This is a genomic window from Shewanella sp. 0m-8, assembly GCF_052977265.1.
On the sequence record NZ_JBRIMB010000013.1, the window covers coordinates 18,559 to 37,073 of the forward strand.

15 protein-coding genes and 1 other RNA gene are annotated in these 18,515 nt (G+C 43.0%); 11 read left to right on the plus strand and 5 right to left on the minus strand.

Annotation, left to right across the window (positions count from 1 at the left end):
- Positions 1–542: 542 nt before the first annotated feature.
- Together ACVBIO_RS08775 and ACVBIO_RS08780 are read right to left on the minus strand one after the other, a co-directional pair.
- Complete coding sequence (locus ACVBIO_RS08775; protein WP_447161226.1) at positions 543–1,757, minus strand: porin; 1,215 nt, start codon at positions 1,755–1,757, stop codon at positions 543–545.
- Positions 1,758–1,991: 234 nt separating this feature from the next.
- Entirely contained in the window at positions 1,992–4,427 is a 2,436-nt protein-coding gene (locus ACVBIO_RS08780; RefSeq protein ID WP_447161225.1) for a DNA polymerase II, read from the minus strand.
- A gap of 100 nt (positions 4,428–4,527) precedes the next feature.
- Here ACVBIO_RS08780 and dinG point away from each other — a divergent pair, with 100 nt between their 5' ends.
- The 11 genes from dinG to ACVBIO_RS08835 all read left to right on the plus strand — a co-directional run bounded on the left by dinG (position 4,528) and on the right by ACVBIO_RS08835 (position 16,168).
- Positions 4,528–6,600 (plus strand): ATP-dependent DNA helicase DinG, encoded by a 2,073-nt coding sequence (dinG, locus tag ACVBIO_RS08785; RefSeq protein WP_447164111.1) that lies wholly within the window; start codon positions 4,528–4,530, stop codon positions 6,598–6,600.
- An 8-nt stretch (positions 6,601–6,608) separates the two neighbouring features.
- The gene (locus ACVBIO_RS08790; RefSeq protein ID WP_447161223.1) at positions 6,609–7,382 is read left to right on the plus strand and encodes a sulfite exporter TauE/SafE family protein; all 774 of its coding nucleotides are present in this window, start codon (positions 6,609–6,611) and stop codon (positions 7,380–7,382) included.
- A complete protein-coding gene (locus tag ACVBIO_RS08795) occupies positions 7,379–8,041 on the plus strand; it encodes a primosomal replication protein (RefSeq protein WP_447161222.1) in 663 nt (220 codons plus the stop codon). The genes ACVBIO_RS08790 and ACVBIO_RS08795 overlap by 4 nt, the downstream gene beginning before the upstream one ends.
- Before the next feature lie 9 nt (positions 8,042–8,050).
- Entirely contained in the window at positions 8,051–8,752 is a 702-nt protein-coding gene (locus tag ACVBIO_RS08800) for a DUF2057 domain-containing protein (RefSeq protein WP_447161221.1), read from the plus strand.
- Positions 8,753–8,777: 25 nt separating this feature from the next.
- On the plus strand, positions 8,778–9,680 hold the full coding sequence (locus ACVBIO_RS08805) for a histone deacetylase family protein (protein ID WP_447161220.1): 903 nt from the start codon (positions 8,778–8,780) through the stop codon (positions 9,678–9,680).
- A gap of 47 nt (positions 9,681–9,727) precedes the next feature.
- Positions 9,728–9,988 (plus strand): late competence development ComFB family protein, encoded by a 261-nt coding sequence (locus ACVBIO_RS08810; protein WP_447161219.1) that lies wholly within the window; start codon positions 9,728–9,730, stop codon positions 9,986–9,988.
- Positions 9,989–11,028: 1,040 nt separating this feature from the next.
- The gene (locus ACVBIO_RS08815) at positions 11,029–11,868 is read left to right on the plus strand and encodes a hypothetical protein (RefSeq protein ID WP_447172423.1); all 840 of its coding nucleotides are present in this window, start codon (positions 11,029–11,031) and stop codon (positions 11,866–11,868) included.
- Between the two features lie 324 nt (positions 11,869–12,192).
- A complete protein-coding gene (locus tag ACVBIO_RS08820) occupies positions 12,193–12,744 on the plus strand; it encodes a recombinase family protein (protein WP_447164113.1) in 552 nt (183 codons plus the stop codon).
- A gap of 936 nt (positions 12,745–13,680) precedes the next feature.
- Positions 13,681–14,946, plus strand: a complete 1,266-nt coding sequence (locus tag ACVBIO_RS08825; protein WP_447172424.1) for a DEAD/DEAH box helicase family protein — start codon at positions 13,681–13,683, stop codon at positions 14,944–14,946.
- A gap of 200 nt (positions 14,947–15,146) precedes the next feature.
- Complete coding sequence (locus ACVBIO_RS08830) at positions 15,147–15,449, plus strand: hypothetical protein (protein ID WP_447172425.1); 303 nt, start codon at positions 15,147–15,149, stop codon at positions 15,447–15,449.
- 53 nt (positions 15,450–15,502) lie between these two features.
- Positions 15,503–16,168: a KilA-N domain-containing protein gene (locus tag ACVBIO_RS08835; protein ID WP_447172426.1), complete on the plus strand. Its 666-nt coding sequence runs from the start codon at positions 15,503–15,505 to the stop codon at positions 16,166–16,168.
- Between the two features lie 13 nt (positions 16,169–16,181).
- Here ACVBIO_RS08835 and ACVBIO_RS08840 read toward each other — a convergent pair whose 3' ends face one another.
- The 3 genes from ACVBIO_RS08840 to ACVBIO_RS08850 all read right to left on the minus strand — a co-directional run bounded on the left by ACVBIO_RS08840 (position 16,182) and on the right by ACVBIO_RS08850 (position 18,129).
- Positions 16,182–17,432: a tyrosine-type recombinase/integrase gene (locus ACVBIO_RS08840; RefSeq protein WP_447172427.1), complete on the minus strand. Its 1,251-nt coding sequence runs from the start codon at positions 17,430–17,432 to the stop codon at positions 16,182–16,184.
- 73 nt (positions 17,433–17,505) lie between these two features.
- Positions 17,506–17,602, minus strand: an RNA gene (gene ffs, locus ACVBIO_RS08845) — signal recognition particle sRNA small type.
- 212 nt (positions 17,603–17,814) lie between these two features.
- The gene (locus ACVBIO_RS08850) at positions 17,815–18,129 is read right to left on the minus strand and encodes a ComEA family DNA-binding protein (protein ID WP_447161218.1); all 315 of its coding nucleotides are present in this window, start codon (positions 18,127–18,129) and stop codon (positions 17,815–17,817) included.
- Between the last annotated feature and the right edge of the window lie 386 nt (positions 18,130–18,515).

Below are 18,515 nucleotides of genomic sequence, written 5' to 3' on the forward strand. Positions count from 1 at the left end.
AATGAAAAAACTTCACCCCGAACTGATTTTTTTTGGTTATTTTTAACGCAGGTAACACAAAAGTACTGCCCACCGATTTTGATTGCTTTGCAAATAAACCAGCAGTATTTAAAGGGGGGAATAACACTAAAGACAGTTGATACGCATTATGTGTAAACAATTCATTCCAGACAGTTCGACCATTACAAACACCGAGAGTGGAACGCAAAACCCTGATAAAAAAGAAATAAATTACTAGAAGGGGAAATTAAATCTATTGAAAAATAAAAAACATGGAAATGTGCTAACTGAGTGTTTTTCAGACAGAAAGAGAGCGCCTGCCGTTAACAATATGAATAATCATACTCATTACCTAGATTGACACCACCTCAAACCACTCCAAACCACTCCAAACCACTCCAAACCACTCCAAACCACTCCAAACACCGAACCGTAAAATACAACTTTTATAATATTTATAACTAAATAGCATAACCAGCCAATATTAAAGCAAAAAAAAGCGCCCTTAATAAGGCGCTTTGTTCACTTTCGTGTTTTACACATTAAAGCGTGTAACGGATACCTATTGCGATACCGTCATCTTCTGATTTAGCCATTGCTGCAGCATTTACACCAGTGAAGTCGCTATAGTCTTTACGACCTTCTAGATAAAGCACGGTATTGGTATCCCAAACATAGTGAACACCAGCAACCACAAACTGACGCTTAAATACATCACCATCATATGCCGCTTCGTATTCACTGCCCGCATCTAGGATGTTGTAAGAGATGAAAGTACGAATGCCGTTTTCAAACTTGTAAGATGCTAGAGACTCTAGACCCTTAGCTTCAGGCATCATACGGCCTAGGTTATCAGTATCGTGGTACTCTTGCTTGTTTACGTTAAATGCTGCGTAAACACCTTCTGCGTCCCAGTTACCCCAAGTTGCACCGACACCATAGATAGAATCAGTTTCAGTTAGACGCTTACCTGCTGAAGTAGTTGCTTCAAACTCGCCTAGGTTGAAACCTGCAGTCAACGTTAGCATATCAGTTACATTATACGTAGCTGCGCCACCGTAGGTGTAGTTGTACTCAACAGTTGTCACTGAGCTCTTAATATTTACACCAGCAGCTTTAACTGACATAAAATCAGCTGTAGGGAAAATTGGATTAGAAGCGTTTGGCACTTCATCCACTTCAAACGTATCTTGCTTTAGCTGTGCTTGCAAAGCGAAGCTGAAATCACCAAACGCATTACGGTATTGAACCGTTTTATCACCGCGACCAGTACCGTTAATCGCACCGTCTGCTTTATTATATGTGTAAGTACCTGATGCATTACCATCCCATACGAAACCGTAGTTAGTGTTGTAAACTACGTCGTACCATGCGCCCCACTGCTTACCGATAGTGATAGAACCGTAAGTATCGTGGCTAAGACCCACGTAACCTAAACGGTTATTAAGAAAATCACCACTTTCAGACTCAAAAGTACTGTTGCTATTGTAAACAATTTTACTGTCACCGAATGGGTTTACGCCCCACTCTAACTTGGTGTAGGCTTTCCAGCCATCGCTCATCTGACGGGTAAAACCGAAATTAATACGTGAAGCGCCGTTAACTACTTCCGTAGCACCCTGTGTATTGATGATGCGAGCATCGACAAAACCACCGATTTCTACTGCATTTTTATCATCTTTATAGATTTCAATCGCTGATGCTGTTGGCACAAATATAACTGCTGCCAAAGCTGATGCTACTAGAGTCTTTTTCATTTAATTTGCCTAACCTTAATGTTGTTCAGTCTGCTTCATTCAAATCGTCTTCCATTCCGTTGTTTTCTTTCTATCCTGATTACAAATGAGATTATCAAAAGATCTGCAACCACTCAAAGACGAACATCACACTATTCGCTAGATTTTGCACTTAATTAACTAGCAAACACAGAAACGACGAAGGAAAGAACCATTTGTTAACATTTTTTTAGCAGCCCATTAATGCAGTGCAAACTAAATTAACGACATTTGATTTGTGGTAACCTCAGTGAAACTGGTTTTCATAATTGAAAGTATTGGTTCAGCAATAGGCTCTAGTTGCCGAGAAAGGTAGTAATTATAATCAATTAATGCGGATGTATGTGACACTGGTTCAGCCCCATTTAATGTCATCACATATTCAATTCTGGCCCCACGCTTACCGTACTGAGGATCCCCTGTTGTTTCACATAGTTTACGTGCTGCTTTTAAATGGGGAGCAGACTTGGCGGTGTACTCGCTTAGATCTCGTCTAAGCTGTTTTGTAAAAATGAGCTCATTATCGAGTTCACCACGATTCAACTTCTCTGCAGTGTCTCTGAGGTAAGACTCGACAGCTTGTTGCTGAAATAGTCTCTCATAGAGTTCATATTGAACTCGCCTTGCCAACGGCGACCAATCACTACGGACCTGTTCCATTCCTTTAAATATCAACTCGGAATCACCTAAGCTGTTGCGCTTAGTGCCAACATAACGTTTTTTTGAGCCCTCTATGGAGCCCCTTAGTGTGGGCATAAAAAACTGTTCAAAATGAGTTTCAAACTCCAACTCTAGAAAACTCTCTAGCTCAAAATCACTGTTAAGCTTGCTGCTCCATAATTGATTCACTTTTTCTGCTAGCGATTTGCCGGTTTGTTGGACTTGTGCCAGTTCAAAGTCATTTCCCAGCCAAACAAAGGTAGAATCAGTATCACCGTAAATGACCTCATAGCCTTCAGCTTCGATCCAGAGCCGCGTTTGTTTCATGATTTCATGACCACGCATGGTAATTGAACTCGCAAGCCTTGCGTCGTGAAAAACACAGCCGCGCGAACCGAGCACACCATATAAAGAATTCATGATGATCTTTATCGCTTGTGACAAGGGGGCATTATTATGTAACTTTGCGTCTTCTCGTGCCGATGAAAGGTGCTCGATTAACCTAGGTAAAATGGGCTGCTCACGGCTAAACCATGCGCCTAAGAAGCCTTGAACGGCTTTGTCTTGCTGTTGATGACTTGCAAGATTTAGCCCCTCAACCAAGCCTTTAGGATCTATAAGGAAGGTGCGAATAATTGAAGGGTATAAGCTTTTAAAATCGAGCACTAAAATATGGCGGTACAGACCCGGTACCGAGTCCATCACATAACCACCAGGGCTTTCTATGCCATCACTAACAGGTTTACTCGGCGCAACAAAGCCCGATCTATGCAAATGAGGAAGGTATAGATTGTTAAATGCCGCGACAGATGCACCAACACGGCCAAGCTCTAAACCTGTAAGTTTGGCGCGCTCAATGACAAAATCAAATAACTGGGTCTTCTGAAAAATATCCCAAACTAAGCGGCTATCAGTTAGATTATAATGCGCCAACGCGGGCTTATCATTTAAAAATAGATCGTTGATTTCATCAATACGATTATCAACATTATGAATCGCTTTACCTTCATCCAGCAGTTGCTGCGCTACAAACTCCAATGAATAGCGATCAAATTGATAAAAAGCGGCCTTAAGCCAATCAATACCATCTAATACGACACGGCCAGGAAGCGACAAGGTTTCGGGTCTAAACTTATCTTCGACCTTCCAACTAAGAGTGTGGTTATCACGGCCAATATTAAGGGTGATGTTATGGTGTTTCGCTCGGCGATAAAGCAAGGCCAAATCAAAAGTGACCACTGACCAACCAATAATAATGTCGGGATCATATTCATTAAACCAGGCAATTAAGCGATGTATTAAATCGGCTTCAGTTTGTGCCCATTCAATATAATCTTGCTCACAAGCTTGGCTCTGTCCGACCATAATGACCTTTTGGTAGACGATACCCTCGACCGTTTGCCCATACAGACCAACTGAGTAGAGTTCGCCGCTAAAGCTGCACTCAAAATCTAAAGAAATTGCTTTGAGGCTTATGCTTGATTCAGTCTTACGCGCGCGGCTTGCAATAAACAGTGGTTGATGTTTAACCGGATCTAAGTCCTCAGCTGCAACTTGTTGTTTGTCTATAAAATGCTCTTGGAACTGTCCCTGAAACTCTGCATCTAATGCAATAAAGCGTTCAATTAAAAATCGATGTTCAGCTTTAACATCGGCTTCAAACAGCTCAATATCGAGATCTTTTGCAGCTCTCACTAACGTGCGTAACTGCCTAGCATCGCTACAATAAAGTCCTGATACGGGGATATTTTGAAAGCTCTTAAGTGAGAGTTCACGACGGCGGATCCCTCTGAGACCAGCGCAGTGTAATAAGCGAGATGCATCAGTCGAATGTATAAAGCAAACATGCTCCTGATGAGGGATTTCAACTGTTATAGGGCCCGTTTGGGTTTGAATAAAATACTGTAAAATAAGGCTGCCCTGCCGGTGGATGGCATGGCGAGTCAATACTCTACCTTTAATCACTTGCTGCATGCTCAACCTTGAATTCATACTTTATACTCAATTAAATACACTATTAATCACTAAACGCTTCTTAGGCTAAGTAATCACTGTTATTATGTACAGCACTATTTATTAGCTCAGTGCATTCATGTTATCCGCAGACGTTAAAACTCAAATTCGTACTATATATAAGGGCATTTCTGCATCCTTGCCTAACTTTCGTCCTCGTCGGGAGCAAAACTATATTGTTGCGGAAATATCAAAAACGCTTGCTGGAGAATATGACAAGAACCGCCGTATTATCGTGGTAGAAGCTGGCACGGGTATTGGTAAATCACTGGCTTATATTCTGGGCTCAATTCCACTGGCATTGGCCAGTAAGAAAAAGGTCTGTATTGCAACGGCGACAGTCGCACTGCAAGAGCAGCTGCTGCATAAAGACCTGCCTTTTTTTCTGCAACAATCAGGGCTCGACTTTACTTTTGGTTTAGTCAAAGGCCGTCAACGCTATGTATGTTTATCTAAGTTAGAAATGTTAGTTGGCCCAGATAACAGCACCCAAATGGCAATGTGGCAAACCAAGCCAGACCAAAGCCAAGTCGACATGTTAGAAGGTTTATTAAAAGACTATCAAGCAGGCACTTGGAATGGTGAACGCGATACGTTAACTAAGCCACTACCAGATCACCTATGGCAACAGATAGCATGCGATAAACATAGCTGTCATCGCCAACTTGCTAACCATAGAAACTGTCCTTTTCATAAGGCACGTGAAGATATCGATACGTGGGATGTGCTGATTGCTAACCATAGCTTGCTATTTGCTGATCTAGAGCTCGGTGGTGGCGTAATTTTGCCTGATCCCGAAGATCTATATTACATCATCGATGAAGCGCACCACCTACCTATTGTCGCCAGAGACTTTAGTAGCGCACAGTCGACCGTGCGCGGCGCAACTGACTGGCTTGATAAACTGAGCAAGACCACCAGCAAACTGCAAAACCAGATTAAAAGCAACTATATTATCGCGCCCGCGCAGTCGATGCTCGACCATATCGGTGATATTGCGGGTCTACTTAATCAAGTGGCGCAGTTTTGTGACGCGCAATCAGCAAAATTTGATAACCCAGAAAATCGCTTCCGGTTCGAACACGGTAAATTGCCTTCTGCATTATCGGTTCAAGCTGAAAATCTAGCAACGGCATCCAATTTGGCACTAAAGCAATTTAATAAAATGCTTAGCCTGCTAAACGAAGCAATAAAAGATGGCGAGATCCCCAAGCATCAATCAGAAGCATTACTATCTGAAACAGGCTTTATGCTGCAACGGCTTGAGAATTCACAAAAGCTGTGGAAGATGATGGCCAAAGAAGACAGCCCGAAAGGTGCACCTATGGCACGTTGGATTGAGCAACTAACGGGTAAGCAAGCCGATTACCTCTTTAGCGCCTCGCCAATAGAGGTCGGATTTATGCTAGAAAACCTGTTATGGAATAAGGCCGCTGGTGTCGTACTTTGTAGTGCCACATTGCGCGCGTTAAACAACTTCAATCACTTTACTCATCAAGTCGGGCTATCGATTAATGACGGCAGTCGCTATTTAGCTTTAGACTCGCCTTTTGATTTTGAGCAAAACGCGACCCTATTTTTACCTAGAATGGACTGCGAGCCAACGGATGACAAGTATACCGATGAGTTAGCCAAGCATATCATCGCACTGGTCGAAGACGAGATGGCAAGCTTAGTCTTGTTCGCCTCTTATTGGCAGATGGAAAAAGTCGCCGACTTAGTCGAAAGTAAAATTAAAACAGGACTACTGATCCAAGGAACCCTGCCAAGACAAGAAATTCTGAAGCAGCATAAGGCCCGATGTGATGAAGGCAAACCAAGCATTATATTTGGCACAGGCAGCTTTTCTGAGGGTCTCGATCTGCCAGGCGACTATTTAACTAACCTTATTATTACCAAGCTTCCTTTTGCCGTGCCGACCTCTCCCGTAGAGCAAGCACACTCAGAATACATCAAGATTAAGGGTGGTAACCCATTTCTGCAGCTTACGATCCCAGATGCTTCACGCAAACTGGTGCAAAGCTGTGGTAGATTGTTACGTAAAGAACAGGATTATGGCCGGATTTCAATCTTAGACAGACGTTTAGTGACTAAACGCTACGGAAAATCTCTGCTCGACGCCCTGCCACCTTTTCGCCGTGTAATTGAATAGGACGACCATTGGATTTATTTCTCGACCCAAGTAGTTGGGCCATACTCGCATTAGTCGGTTTTATTGCCGGGTTTATCGACGCTGTTTCAGGCGGCGGCGGACTGTTGTCGATCCCGGCATTGCTAACCATGGGCGTGTCACCCCATATGGCACTAGGTACCAATAAGCTAGCCGCGAGTTTTGGCTCCTCAATGGCAGCTTACACCTACTATAAGCAACGCCTATTTTCACCATCATTGTGGTATCACACTTTTATTGCCACCTTTATAGGCGCAGTAATCGGTACCTTTATCGTCTATTTAATAGATAATCAATGGCTTGAAAAATGGCTGCCTATCATGATTATCGCTATCGCGCTTTATACCCTATTTCAGCCTAATGCCATGGGCGATAACAACCACAAGATCCCGACTAAAGCTAAGAGTAAACTAAAACAATGGCTACAAGGCTTGCCATTAGGCTTTTACGATGGTTTTGCAGGTCCTGGTATTGGCGCTTTTTGGACAGTATCAAGCACTGGTCTGCACAAATTGCCTCTACTCTATAGCTGTGGACTCGCCAGAGCCATGACCTTTACCAGTAACCTCACCTCACTGATTATTTTTATTATGTTAGGCAAGGTTCACTTGGTCATAGGTTTATCTATGGGGCTGTGTATGATGGTAGGCTCATATATCGGCGCGCACTCAGCCATTAAATTTGGCCTGCCGTTTATCCGCCCTGTTTTTATCACCGTTATACTCTTAATAGCGGCGCAGTTAGTTTGGAGTGCTTGGTTATGACCACAGATGAGCTCATCAAAAAACTCAAGTTACAGCTAAAACAGTTGGAGCAAGAGGTATTACAGCATGATTCTCGCCTGCCACCAGGGCAGCGTAAAATGATGCAAGATATTGAACGTTTTAATAACGAACTATTTATTCAAGCGGGTGGCCAACTCCAGCCCTGTATCGATCAACTTTCAAAAAGCATTGCCCAACTTGAACAGCTATTAAAAGCGAAGCGCTCGCCTCAAACGATTGTCTCTAGCTGCGAGAAAATTCAAGATAGATTTAGTGCACTCAGACGTGCGCTATTAACAACCGGTATTAATGTTAAGTCAATTGAACAGCAAAAACGCAGCCGAAGAGCTTATGCCATTAAGCGAGGAATTCAGTCCCACAATCAAAGTGGCTTTAGCTGGATAGCCTCAAATGTGATGCAAAATAGCCATCAACTCTATGAAGAACTTAACAAACATTTGAACTGGGCTAAGATTATTGAACAAAAAATTGAAAATTTGCAATCTTCACTTGAAAACTGTCATAGTGCTGACAAAATCAAGCTGCAGAATGAGATCCTTTCGCTGCACAGTCGGCTAGGAAAATGTCGACAAGCTACGAGTTATATCGAAGATCGCATCCAATTATTCGAGCGACCTTTTAAGAGTCAAAATCGTTAAGGAACAAAAATGAAACCACGTCTAACCATTACCGCACTTCTTGCTCTCTGTGGTTCTTCAGCAGCTTTTGCCGCTGACTTCAACATCCCAATGGCTTTTGAATACATCGCAGTTGATGGACAAGAGATAAAGAGTAGCCTATTTAATCATAAGTCAGAGATTGAACTTGATAAAGGCACTCACAAAATCGCTATTCGCTATAACGACTTAGTTGAAGATGATTTTAGCGACAGTGAATCTAATATTAAATCAAATGCATTTATCGTCACGATTGATGTGGATGGTGATTACAGCTACCAATTAAAACCAGCCGATGGTGAGTTTGTTAAAAACCCAAAAAGCTTTGCGAAAGCGCCACAAGTCATTATTACTCGTGAAGACAAAGGCAATGTGAGTTACAAAGTCACTCAAACCGACATCACCGAAGAATCATTCGTGTCCCGATTTTTTAGTGGTAACGACGCCACAGACATAGACGCTGAAGCGGCGATAGTAACGAGTGCCGCGGTAGCCGTCGCATCAACACCTAGCGCCCCAGTTAGCAAACCATCTCCAGCTGCCACGGCAACAATGCCAGCAGTTGTAGGCGCTGCACCAGCGACTTCAGCAGAAGACGCCGCTAAAGCAGAGCAAATGCTACAATACTGGTGGCTACATGCTGATGAACAAACACGTAAAGAGTTCATGAGCTGGGCCATTAAACAGCTTTAACCTTGGTTTTGATCCTACATTGAGTATGATCCCATTGGTATATCACGCCAGCTACTCTAAGCTGGCGTTGCCATCACAGCATCAATTTCCTATTACCAAATACGGCGCTTTATACGAGTACCTACTCAATCAGGGAATTGCAGCACCAGCGCAATTTAACTCACCAACAAAAGCCGATTTCAAATATCTCACGCAATTACACCATCAAAGCTATGTTAAAGACTTTATTTCAGGTGAACTAGACAGCAAACTGATGCGTCGCATCGGCTTTCCGTGGAGCAATTCTTTAGTTGAACGCACCCTCTACTCCGTTGCAGGAACCGCACTTACTTGTAAGCTCGCGATAGAGCACGGCTGCGCAATACATCTAAGTGGAGGTTACCATCATGCCCACCAGCAATTTGGTAGTGGATACTGTATTTTTAATGATCTGACTTTAGCTGCTAATGCTAGCTTACAGCTGGACAATATTGAGACCGTGCTTATTTTTGACTGTGATGTGCACCAGGGTGATGGCACAGCCACTATGGCTCAATCATCAAGCCAGATAATCACTTGCTCTATTCACTGCCAAGAGAATTTTCCAGCACGCAAACAATCGTCCGACTATGACGTAGAGCTCCCCCGCGGCGCGCAAGATAAGCAATACCTAGAAACCGTCAACCAAACACTTGCTTACCTTATACGGCTACATAAACCCGATCTCATTATTTACGACGCTGGCGTTGATATACATAGTGATGACAATCTCGGCCATTTAAATATCAGCATCGATGGCATTTACGCGCGAGACAAAGAAGTTATTGCTCAAGCTAAAACAGCACAAATTCCCATTGCTTGTGTCATCGGTGGCGGCTACAGTAAAGAACCACAACAGCTTAACCTTCGTCATAGTCAGCTATTTATTGCCGCTAATACAATGTGGTAATGTCAGGGTTATCAAGATTCAAATCTGTTTAACACAAGGGGTGTTATATGCAATTAGAAATAAGAAACTACTATGAAGTCTTATTGCTCGAACTATTGTCAGATGAAGGTCTATTGGATGAACTCCCCGAAGATTATCTCGCCGATCTCTGCTGTATTACACTCAATCAACTTCCAGTACGTTATATCAGACACTTAGTCGATACCTACTTTTTTGAAGATTACAACGAACTACAACAGATGAAGGCTGAAATACAGCAAGCGCTAGAAAAGTCGCGGGTGTTTTTAAAAGAGTCTAATAAGCAGTAGTCGCTTCGCAGAGTTTAAGTCACGACTATTCGCACGTATCAAAATATCACAAAATTATCTGAGGTCTTTTAATAATAAGGCCTCAGCGAGTTTCCCCCCAGCCCCCTCAAATACAACACAAAGACAAACCTTTAGCTTTAGCCCTATTCCTTTAACCTGTGAACATAAACACTAAAGCAACCAAAGCCAAGCCCTAAGAATCATTAGGCTCATCAAACCACCGTTAGATGACACCATCGTAAGTGACCAGCCAGTATCAACAAATTACCCATTGGCTTTAGTAAGCCTCATTATCGTTCATGACGTTTTATAAAAGGCAGGCTATTACAGCTCAATAAGGAGCAGCTAGATATTGAACGAGCAAGACTCTGCAGCATGGATGCTGTTGTTAAGCCCTCAGGGATGAGTTCATGGCGTCTTGTGGAGTCAATATCCAGCAGCTAGAACATTCAGAGCCTAATCCAGATACAGGGTCAGGGTCAGGGTCAGGGTCAGGACAAGCTAATCCGATTTTTTACATGAGGTGGTACACACGAATTGTACAAGTAGGGAGTCTAATATAAAAAAGGCGCAATAGAACTGATAACGTTAGTTGGATTAGCACTAAAAAAAGTATGAAAACAAATAGTTATTTCTTAGGTGTTACAAAAAGCGGGGAGTTTTGGAGGCTCCCCTAGAGCCGCACTCCGGCACATGAGTCACTTGCTGCGGTTGCTCCCTTCCAGAGAGAGACCACTCACACAAGCCACCGTTGCAGGAGACACGAGGTAAGCATCCATTAACTAGTTCAGAAATGACCCAAGCTGGGTTAAGTCGTTAATGTCACACTTAGTGTATCACTGAATACACTCCACCAGCTAGCTGAAGTCACGCCAATAATATTCTCTCCACTATAAAGCTTCATCCCTACTAAATAACCGCAATGAAAGTCATTAGTTTTCATCTAAATAACTTTATACTTATCAATTTATAACTTCTGGCAAAACAGACTGTTATCACATAATATGCTTACTCAAGTTTAATACATTAAGACCGAGATTATGAGTTGGTTTAATTCCCTTTTCATTAGGAAGTTAAAAGAAGTTTTAGACAAGCCTAGCTTAACCCGAATACCTAGAAGTGGTCCTGAAGGTGAGAAAGTGGACTGCTTCTCTGTATATGTGACAGATAGGGATGGAAGCTACTTAGCTGAGAAGGTCGAGGGGAACTTCTTAATTGGCCAAAGATGGGATGAAGAAAAAAGAAGTCATGTAGCAAAGAACCCTAAGAAGATAGACCTAACTGACTTAGATAGTCTTAACTTTGACATAAGCCATTTCCATGGTCTTGTTACTTATAATTATAAGACGCCTTTGGGGTTCCTTTTAAATGAAGTCACTTCCTTCTATGTTGTCCGCTCGAAGTACATCTTATGGAAATATAACATCCCTAAGTTTTTCTACAACAAAAGAAGACTAAAAAGACCTGATAGACTAAAGGCTTTAGCTGCTACCATTAAGCTAACTGAAGATAACCATAATATGAAGTTCGATAGTATGCGTTTGGTCGGTAGCATGTTTGGTACATTTACAATACTCCACCCTCAATTCCCAACTCTAAAGCAAGGGACTCAATTAGTGTTAATGTCCTTAGCTGAATCAGGCGAGCTAGAAAAAGTTGACCCTTACAACTTTAGGATTACAGGTAAAGCACTCTCAAGTTATGAACACCTCCTTGAAGAGAAAAATAAGGAGAGACGCTCAAGGTGGCAGTCGCGTTCGATGTTGTCCCTAACAGTAGTGCTAGCCCTTACTGCTGCATTTCAATCCAAGTTGCTTAGAACTACCTATTACACAGATATTGACCCGTGGATTAAATTTGTTTTAGATAAATTTAGCTAGTCCTCACATTCCTCTAGAACACCTTGGATCTCCAAAGTCTAAAACATCACAAAATTGTCTGAGGTCTTTTAATAAGAAGGCCTCAGCTAGATTCCCCCCTACCCCCCCTCATTACCTAACCTCTAGTCTCATCAGCCAAAGCATTAGACAACTTATGGGCAAGCGAACTCAGCGTTCTCTCTAAGCACATGCTTTTACTTCTCCTTAGGGTAATCTCTAAAGAGAAACCAGACTGACATCTCATTTCTTTCTCGTTAGGGTGGTATTTAAATGAGAAACACATATTCTCATTGGTTCTAGAGTCTAACGAGAGCCAGAAGTCCCATGACCACATACATTTATGCTCGTGTTTCTACCAATGAACAGAATGTCCACCAGCAAGTAGACTACTTACAGGCTAAGTACCCTAAGACAGACTTTGTGGTAACAGAGAAAGCTAGCGGCAAGACCCTAGATCGTCCTGAATATAAGAAGTTGGTTGCTCATTTAGTCGAAGGAGACACGCTCATTGTCAAGTCTGTTGACCGTCTTGGGCGTGATGCTTTGGCAGTACAGCAACAGGCTGATGAACTGTGCAAACGTGGGGTTAACGTAGTCGTTAGTGACTTGGATGGTACAAACCTGAATAGCACCGCAGGCAGAATCATTCTAGCAGTCATGGCACAGATAGCTCAGGCTGAGAGGGAAACACTTTTGGAACGCCAAAGGATTGGTATTGATAGAGCCAAGGCCGAGGGCAAGTACAAAGGAAGAACCGCGACCCCTGATGCCACGGTAGCAAGAGCAAAGGAGTTGAGAACCAAAGGATTGTCTATGGCTGAGACTGCCAAGACTATTGGTGTCGGGGTATCCACACTGTATAGGCTACTGAAATGAGGCCCTACAACCCCTCTAAATAATCCGTAGAGGCACGTTAGACCTAGCTTAGTAAATGGTAGCCATGAGGCATATGAGCAGCTCTAGATCATTCAAGAGTCTTAAAGCTTATCTGTCTCTGACTACCTGTTTTAGTCGACCGCCAATAAAGATGACTTAACCACAGCATTGGTAAGACAATCAAATCTACACTCTCAAAGCGGACTATAGAACTAAGCAGCTACTCATTGCAGCCCTCACAACTTAAGGCTAACCTGAATCTCTTCTGTAGACACAATCTTGAAACCCAAACCTATCAGATTTTCCTTGTCACGGTCTCCCTTCTACAAGACTTCTCAGAGCAATGCCTCAGTAATGATGCCTACTTAGATAATGATATTTTATCCACCTAAGTCACTTAAGAGTGAAACCTAAAGCAGTCATAAGCTTTAACCTTAAGGATTTGAGTCGTAAATGAGGTCGTTACTTATATTGTCTTTACTCTTGTATGCCTATTAATTTTCAAAACAAGCATAAGGATGATGTAACTAACTGTTTTATAGTAACTAAAAGACTTCTATCGTTAAGAGAGCTTGAGACTTAGGTCAGACATCTTAGGATATGACTTAGCGGAGCTGTCAATATTAGAATCCTCTAATCAACTTTCATCATCCTAGAGATAAAGTAAATATCGAGATACAAAAACCGCCCCTCAAAGCGGACTAATGGAATGAAAGTCGTTCTGCCTCAATCTGAGTCAATTTAATCCCTGTTGTCGTGCCCTCAAACCATGGCAACTTCAACCAACACCAAGGTCACCCAAGGCCTATAACCCAAACAGCATTTAATTAAGCGCATTCACTCGAGACCACACTTAGGAAGTATCCTTTGCTGTTTGGCCTTTGTGTGGATGGGACTTGATGAGTGCCCTTACTTAAACTCAATGGATACAACCATATGAAAACTAATACAACACAATATAAAGTTAACTTAAAAGTCGTCGATGCGATGATGGGAGCAGGAAAGAGCACCGCCATTCAGCAATATATGAAGGATAACGCGCCAAACTCAAAGTTTGTGTATGTCTCCCCTCTTCTATCTGAACTCGAACGCTTTCAACAAGATTGCCCCGAGTTAAACTTTCAGCAGCCCACATCTATGGGTCGAAGCAAAAAGGACTCGTTCATGGATCTAATCCTTAACGGGTACAATATTGTCACTACACACGCAACACTCCAGAACCTCAATCATTCTGATGCTAACGAGATTAATGCTGCTGGATACGTCCTAATCATTGATGAAGCAGTGGAGGCAATCAAAGTCCCCCCACCTCTTGGACGCCATCGACTTAGAACCTTGATAGAGTCGGAAGCCTTATCTGTAGCAGCTGACGGCCTTATAACTTGGAACTGTGCGAGCTTCCCTATTGCAGCTATTGATGACGCAAGAGAGAAAGCACTTGCAGAGGACTGTTGTAACCAAAGCTTGTACTTGATCGGTGGTGAAACCCTCATACACCAGTATCCAATCAGTATCCTATCTTCCTTTGAAGAAGTTATCTGTATGACCTACCTATGGGAAGGCACCATCTTTTCCCATTACTGTCGTATTCATGACATCAAGCCACTGGATATTACCCATGAGCTTGCCTTAATGCGCAATGAGACTGAACTCAAGCAGATAGCCCGTGACAACATCAAACTGTTTGAACCCAAAAAGGACACTCGAGCTTCTTTAACTCAAGTTTGGTGGAGTAAAGCTAGACCAGCAGTCATCAAGCCACTTTCCGCTCTGATTACAAGCTTCGTGACCAACAGAAAGCTAACGTCTGAAAATATTCTCATTACTTGCCCAAAGGCAAACTGGGATTATAAGGATGAAAATGGTCAGCGTATCAAGTCAGGAAAAGCACAAGCCAAAGGAGCAAAGTACACCAACGCACTTTGGGTCGCTTCAACTTGCCGAGCAACTAACAAGCATGCCGACAAGACAGCTGTGGTCTATGCGCTTAGCAAGTTTGAGAACCCTGCTATTTACAACCACTGTAAGAACAAAGGAGTGACATTCAACAAAGACAAGTATGCCTTAGCTGAAATGCTCCAGCTTATATGGCGTGGCAGTGTTCGAAAAGGTGACCCCATGCACTTGTTTATTGTATGCCCTCGTATGCGTAAGCTGTTTAAAGCATGGCTGCATGAAAGGCAAACTCGACAGCTTGCGTAAACCACAACCGATCAAGTACTACGCACCTATTCCCTTAGGGCATTACAAAACGTTCAAAACCAATCCCCACTAACCGTAGCTCTACCCAGTCTTGTTACAAGGCTCGTGTTGAGATGCTTACACAAATACCGACAGGCTTTAAAACAATCAACAAGCCTGACTTCAAACACAAAACATCACGTAATTTAAGGAACATTAATATGCAAAACACTATTCAATTAACTTTCAATCAGGTCACTGCAACTATCACTTCTAACGAGGACGGCATGTTTGACCTTAACAATGTATGGCGCACATTTGGGCTAACCGAGGATCTTCGCCCAAGCGAGTGGCTAAAAGAAACTCCAGAAGCTGCAGAGTACTTCAACATCGAGACTGAGACAGGCGTATTCGGTCCTCAAAAAGCACTTCATGCCTATGCAATGTGGTTCGATGTGGATTATTGCTTACAGGCAATCGCAGAGTTCACCGCACTAGTCAACGGCCAATATGGGAAGCACTAAGACTCTCTCTACTCAACTTTTAAACATTAAGTAATTCACACGAGAAAACACTCATGAAAACTATCCAACTAACTTTCAATCAGGTCACAGCGACTATCACTTCTAATGAAGACGGCATGTACGACCTTAACGACATCCACAGAGCCTTTGGTCTAGCCGAGAAACAACGTCCTAGCGAGTGGCGTAATACCAATCGTGCACATTATGAACAAACCGCAAAATTGCGGGTTGCCAATAAAGGACGCTTACGTCAGACACTAGCGACTCAATCAGCACTTTATGCCTATGCCATGTGGTGTGACGTTGAGTTCTATGAAGCAGTGGTCGAAGCATTCACAGCAGTAACCAATGGTGACATCCCCAAGGCTATCTCTATAGCTCGTTCTGTAGCTGACGTCCAAGGTGAACGTGCCTCTGAGTTATACGGTAAGTGCTGCAAAGGCGGCTTCGCAATGCGTACAGCTCTGGAGTCTTTAGACCACGACATGGCCGCAATGAAAGACCTGATTGATGAAGTCGCATCGACCCTCCTGATTAAGAAAGCTCGAGACGCCTACTGGACATCAGTCATCCGTATCATCGAAGAGCTGCATGACGAGTTCGCCAAGACAAATGGTCGCCGTATGAACCTACGCACCTACGAGGGCTACACAGACCTGACGTTACACTGTATCAAGCGACAGAAACGTATCGCTCAAACCCGTTTAACCCGTTTGTAAAACTCTATTTGAGCTATTCCCAATCCAGCGCCTTAACTAACTTCAACATGTTCTCTATCTTGTACTCTTTGCCATAGCGGTCAAAGGTTATCGAGCCATGAGAATGACCAAGCAAACCTGCGACCATATCTGAGCTGTACTCTTTATGTTTGAGCTGAGTAGCCACTGCATGACGAATGCCATGTAAGGTGTCTCGCTCACCCCAACCTAACTTAGGCTTAAAGGTGTAGAACCATTTAGAGACCTGATGTGAATAACCACGAGTCGATATCTTCCTAAGTTCTGGGAATAGTCGCTCGTGGCCGCAGGCCTGTTGCTTATCGACAAACTTAAGGAAACCCATAGCGATTAGCTTAGGGTGAATAGGGATGACACGTTCACTGGTCGCGGTCTTGATAGACTGATCTGGATGTGTCGCTCTAATGTGAATGCAGGGGTAACCATCAATAACGGTAAAGTCATCTATATATAGTTGAGCTAACTCCCCTAACCTCGCGCCAGTATAAGCAGCAAGCCTTGGCAACCATGCACGATAAGGCATCTTATGTTCAGTAGTCGGTGGAATTTCCCTAAATAGCTGTTTGATTTTGGTCTCGCTCAAGGCATCTCGTGCCTTAGAGGCTTTAACCTTTGCCGACACCTTAATACTTAAGCCTGTCATAGGGTTGCTAGTGCCGTAATGGAGAGCTGCCCACTGTAATAGTGAAGAGACTCGGGTCAGTCGCTTATTAACTGTTGATACAGCAAGGTCTGCTTTGGATGAGAAGTGTCGTTTGTATTCTAATGCTTTAGCTAAGGTGAACTGTTCAAGACGTATATCGCCTATAAGACTAATCATGTCTTTAAAGGTCTGGCGGTTAACCTGCTCACTGTGTGGTGACCATGCGCCTTGCTTGCGTTTCTCTTGGCAAAACTCTTCTACAACTTGGCTGAGTCTTGGGAGCTTAGGATGACTGTTGTTGCTTTGGGCGGTAATAGTGGGAGCAGAGACATTGGCTGGTCTTAAGGCCTCTTGCGTACAGGCTTGAGTATGAACCGCCTCAGTAGTGCCTTGAGTATCACCATCAGCAACACTGCGTAACTGGCTCAACACTTGCCAAGACTTACGAACGGCTTCAAGACGGTCTCTAGTCGCTAAGGACTTTCTGATTTCACGTTTACCAAGGGAGCTTTGCTGAGCTTCGGGTACGACTATTCGCGCATACCAAATGCCATGACGAGATTGAAACAAATATGGGGGAGTTTTAGCTAAACTATTTCTCATCGAGTGTACCACCAAGTGTATCACCTGAGGTATTTCTGAGATAAGCCTTTGATTAGACTTTAGTTTGGAGGCTCCCCTAGAGCCGCACTCCGGCACATGAGTCACTTGCTGCGGTTGCTCCCTTCCAGGCCTGGCCGAGTTCACAAGTTATCATTGCGGAGGGACCCTAGGGTCACCATCGATTTCTTTAAGAGCGTTACTCCAAAGAACGGCTGCATTATCTATCATGCATCACCAGCAATCAAGTGATTATCACCCAAGTTTACCCAATTTGGGTTTAATCGACGATTCTATAAACAAAAGCCCTTAAATAAGGGCTTTTTCACACTATAAACTAGAGCTTATCGCGTAAGGGGTTGGTTATCAGTTTAACTGTAGGTAGCTATAAACTAAGTTTGCTGCGGTTTTTCTCGATTAGCTTTTCACCAATCCCTTTCACTTCGGTGAGTTGTTCAATTGAATTAAAATTTCCATGCTGTTGACGATACTCAACAATTGCAGCGGCTTTAGCCTCACCGATACCACTTAATGCGGATAGCTGAGCAATTGTTGCGCTATTAATTTTAATCAACTCGGATTTAGCTTTAGATTGTTTTGCTTGCTGTGACGTGGGTGCTTCTGCAACTTTCGTTGCCGATACTGCAGGAAATATTAATAAACTCGATAGGCATAAAATAGACAAAATGACTTTATACATAGAAAACTCCTTTTATTTATCCATAAATGTGTGGCCGCAATCCTTTTTCCATCGCCACAACTAAAAGATAGATCACTGTCTCGAATTTAGCCAGTCAGCGCGCACCGTCACACCAACGCCAACACGAAAGAGATCTCGATCACGCTAAAGGTATAATGGCTAACTTTCAGTAACTTGTATTGCACATACAAAAAATGCCTGTTTGATGAATAAATGTCGAATTAACAGAACAACTTTAAGTGACAGTAATCTCAAATACGCTATTTTCGTGAGAGCTCACACGCTTTTTATATGCCAAATCTGTAAGTTTTTAACGCCATGCCAGATTTTGAACTTAGCTAAAGCTGAACTAGAGTGAGTCAACCTAAAATAATAATGGACATGAC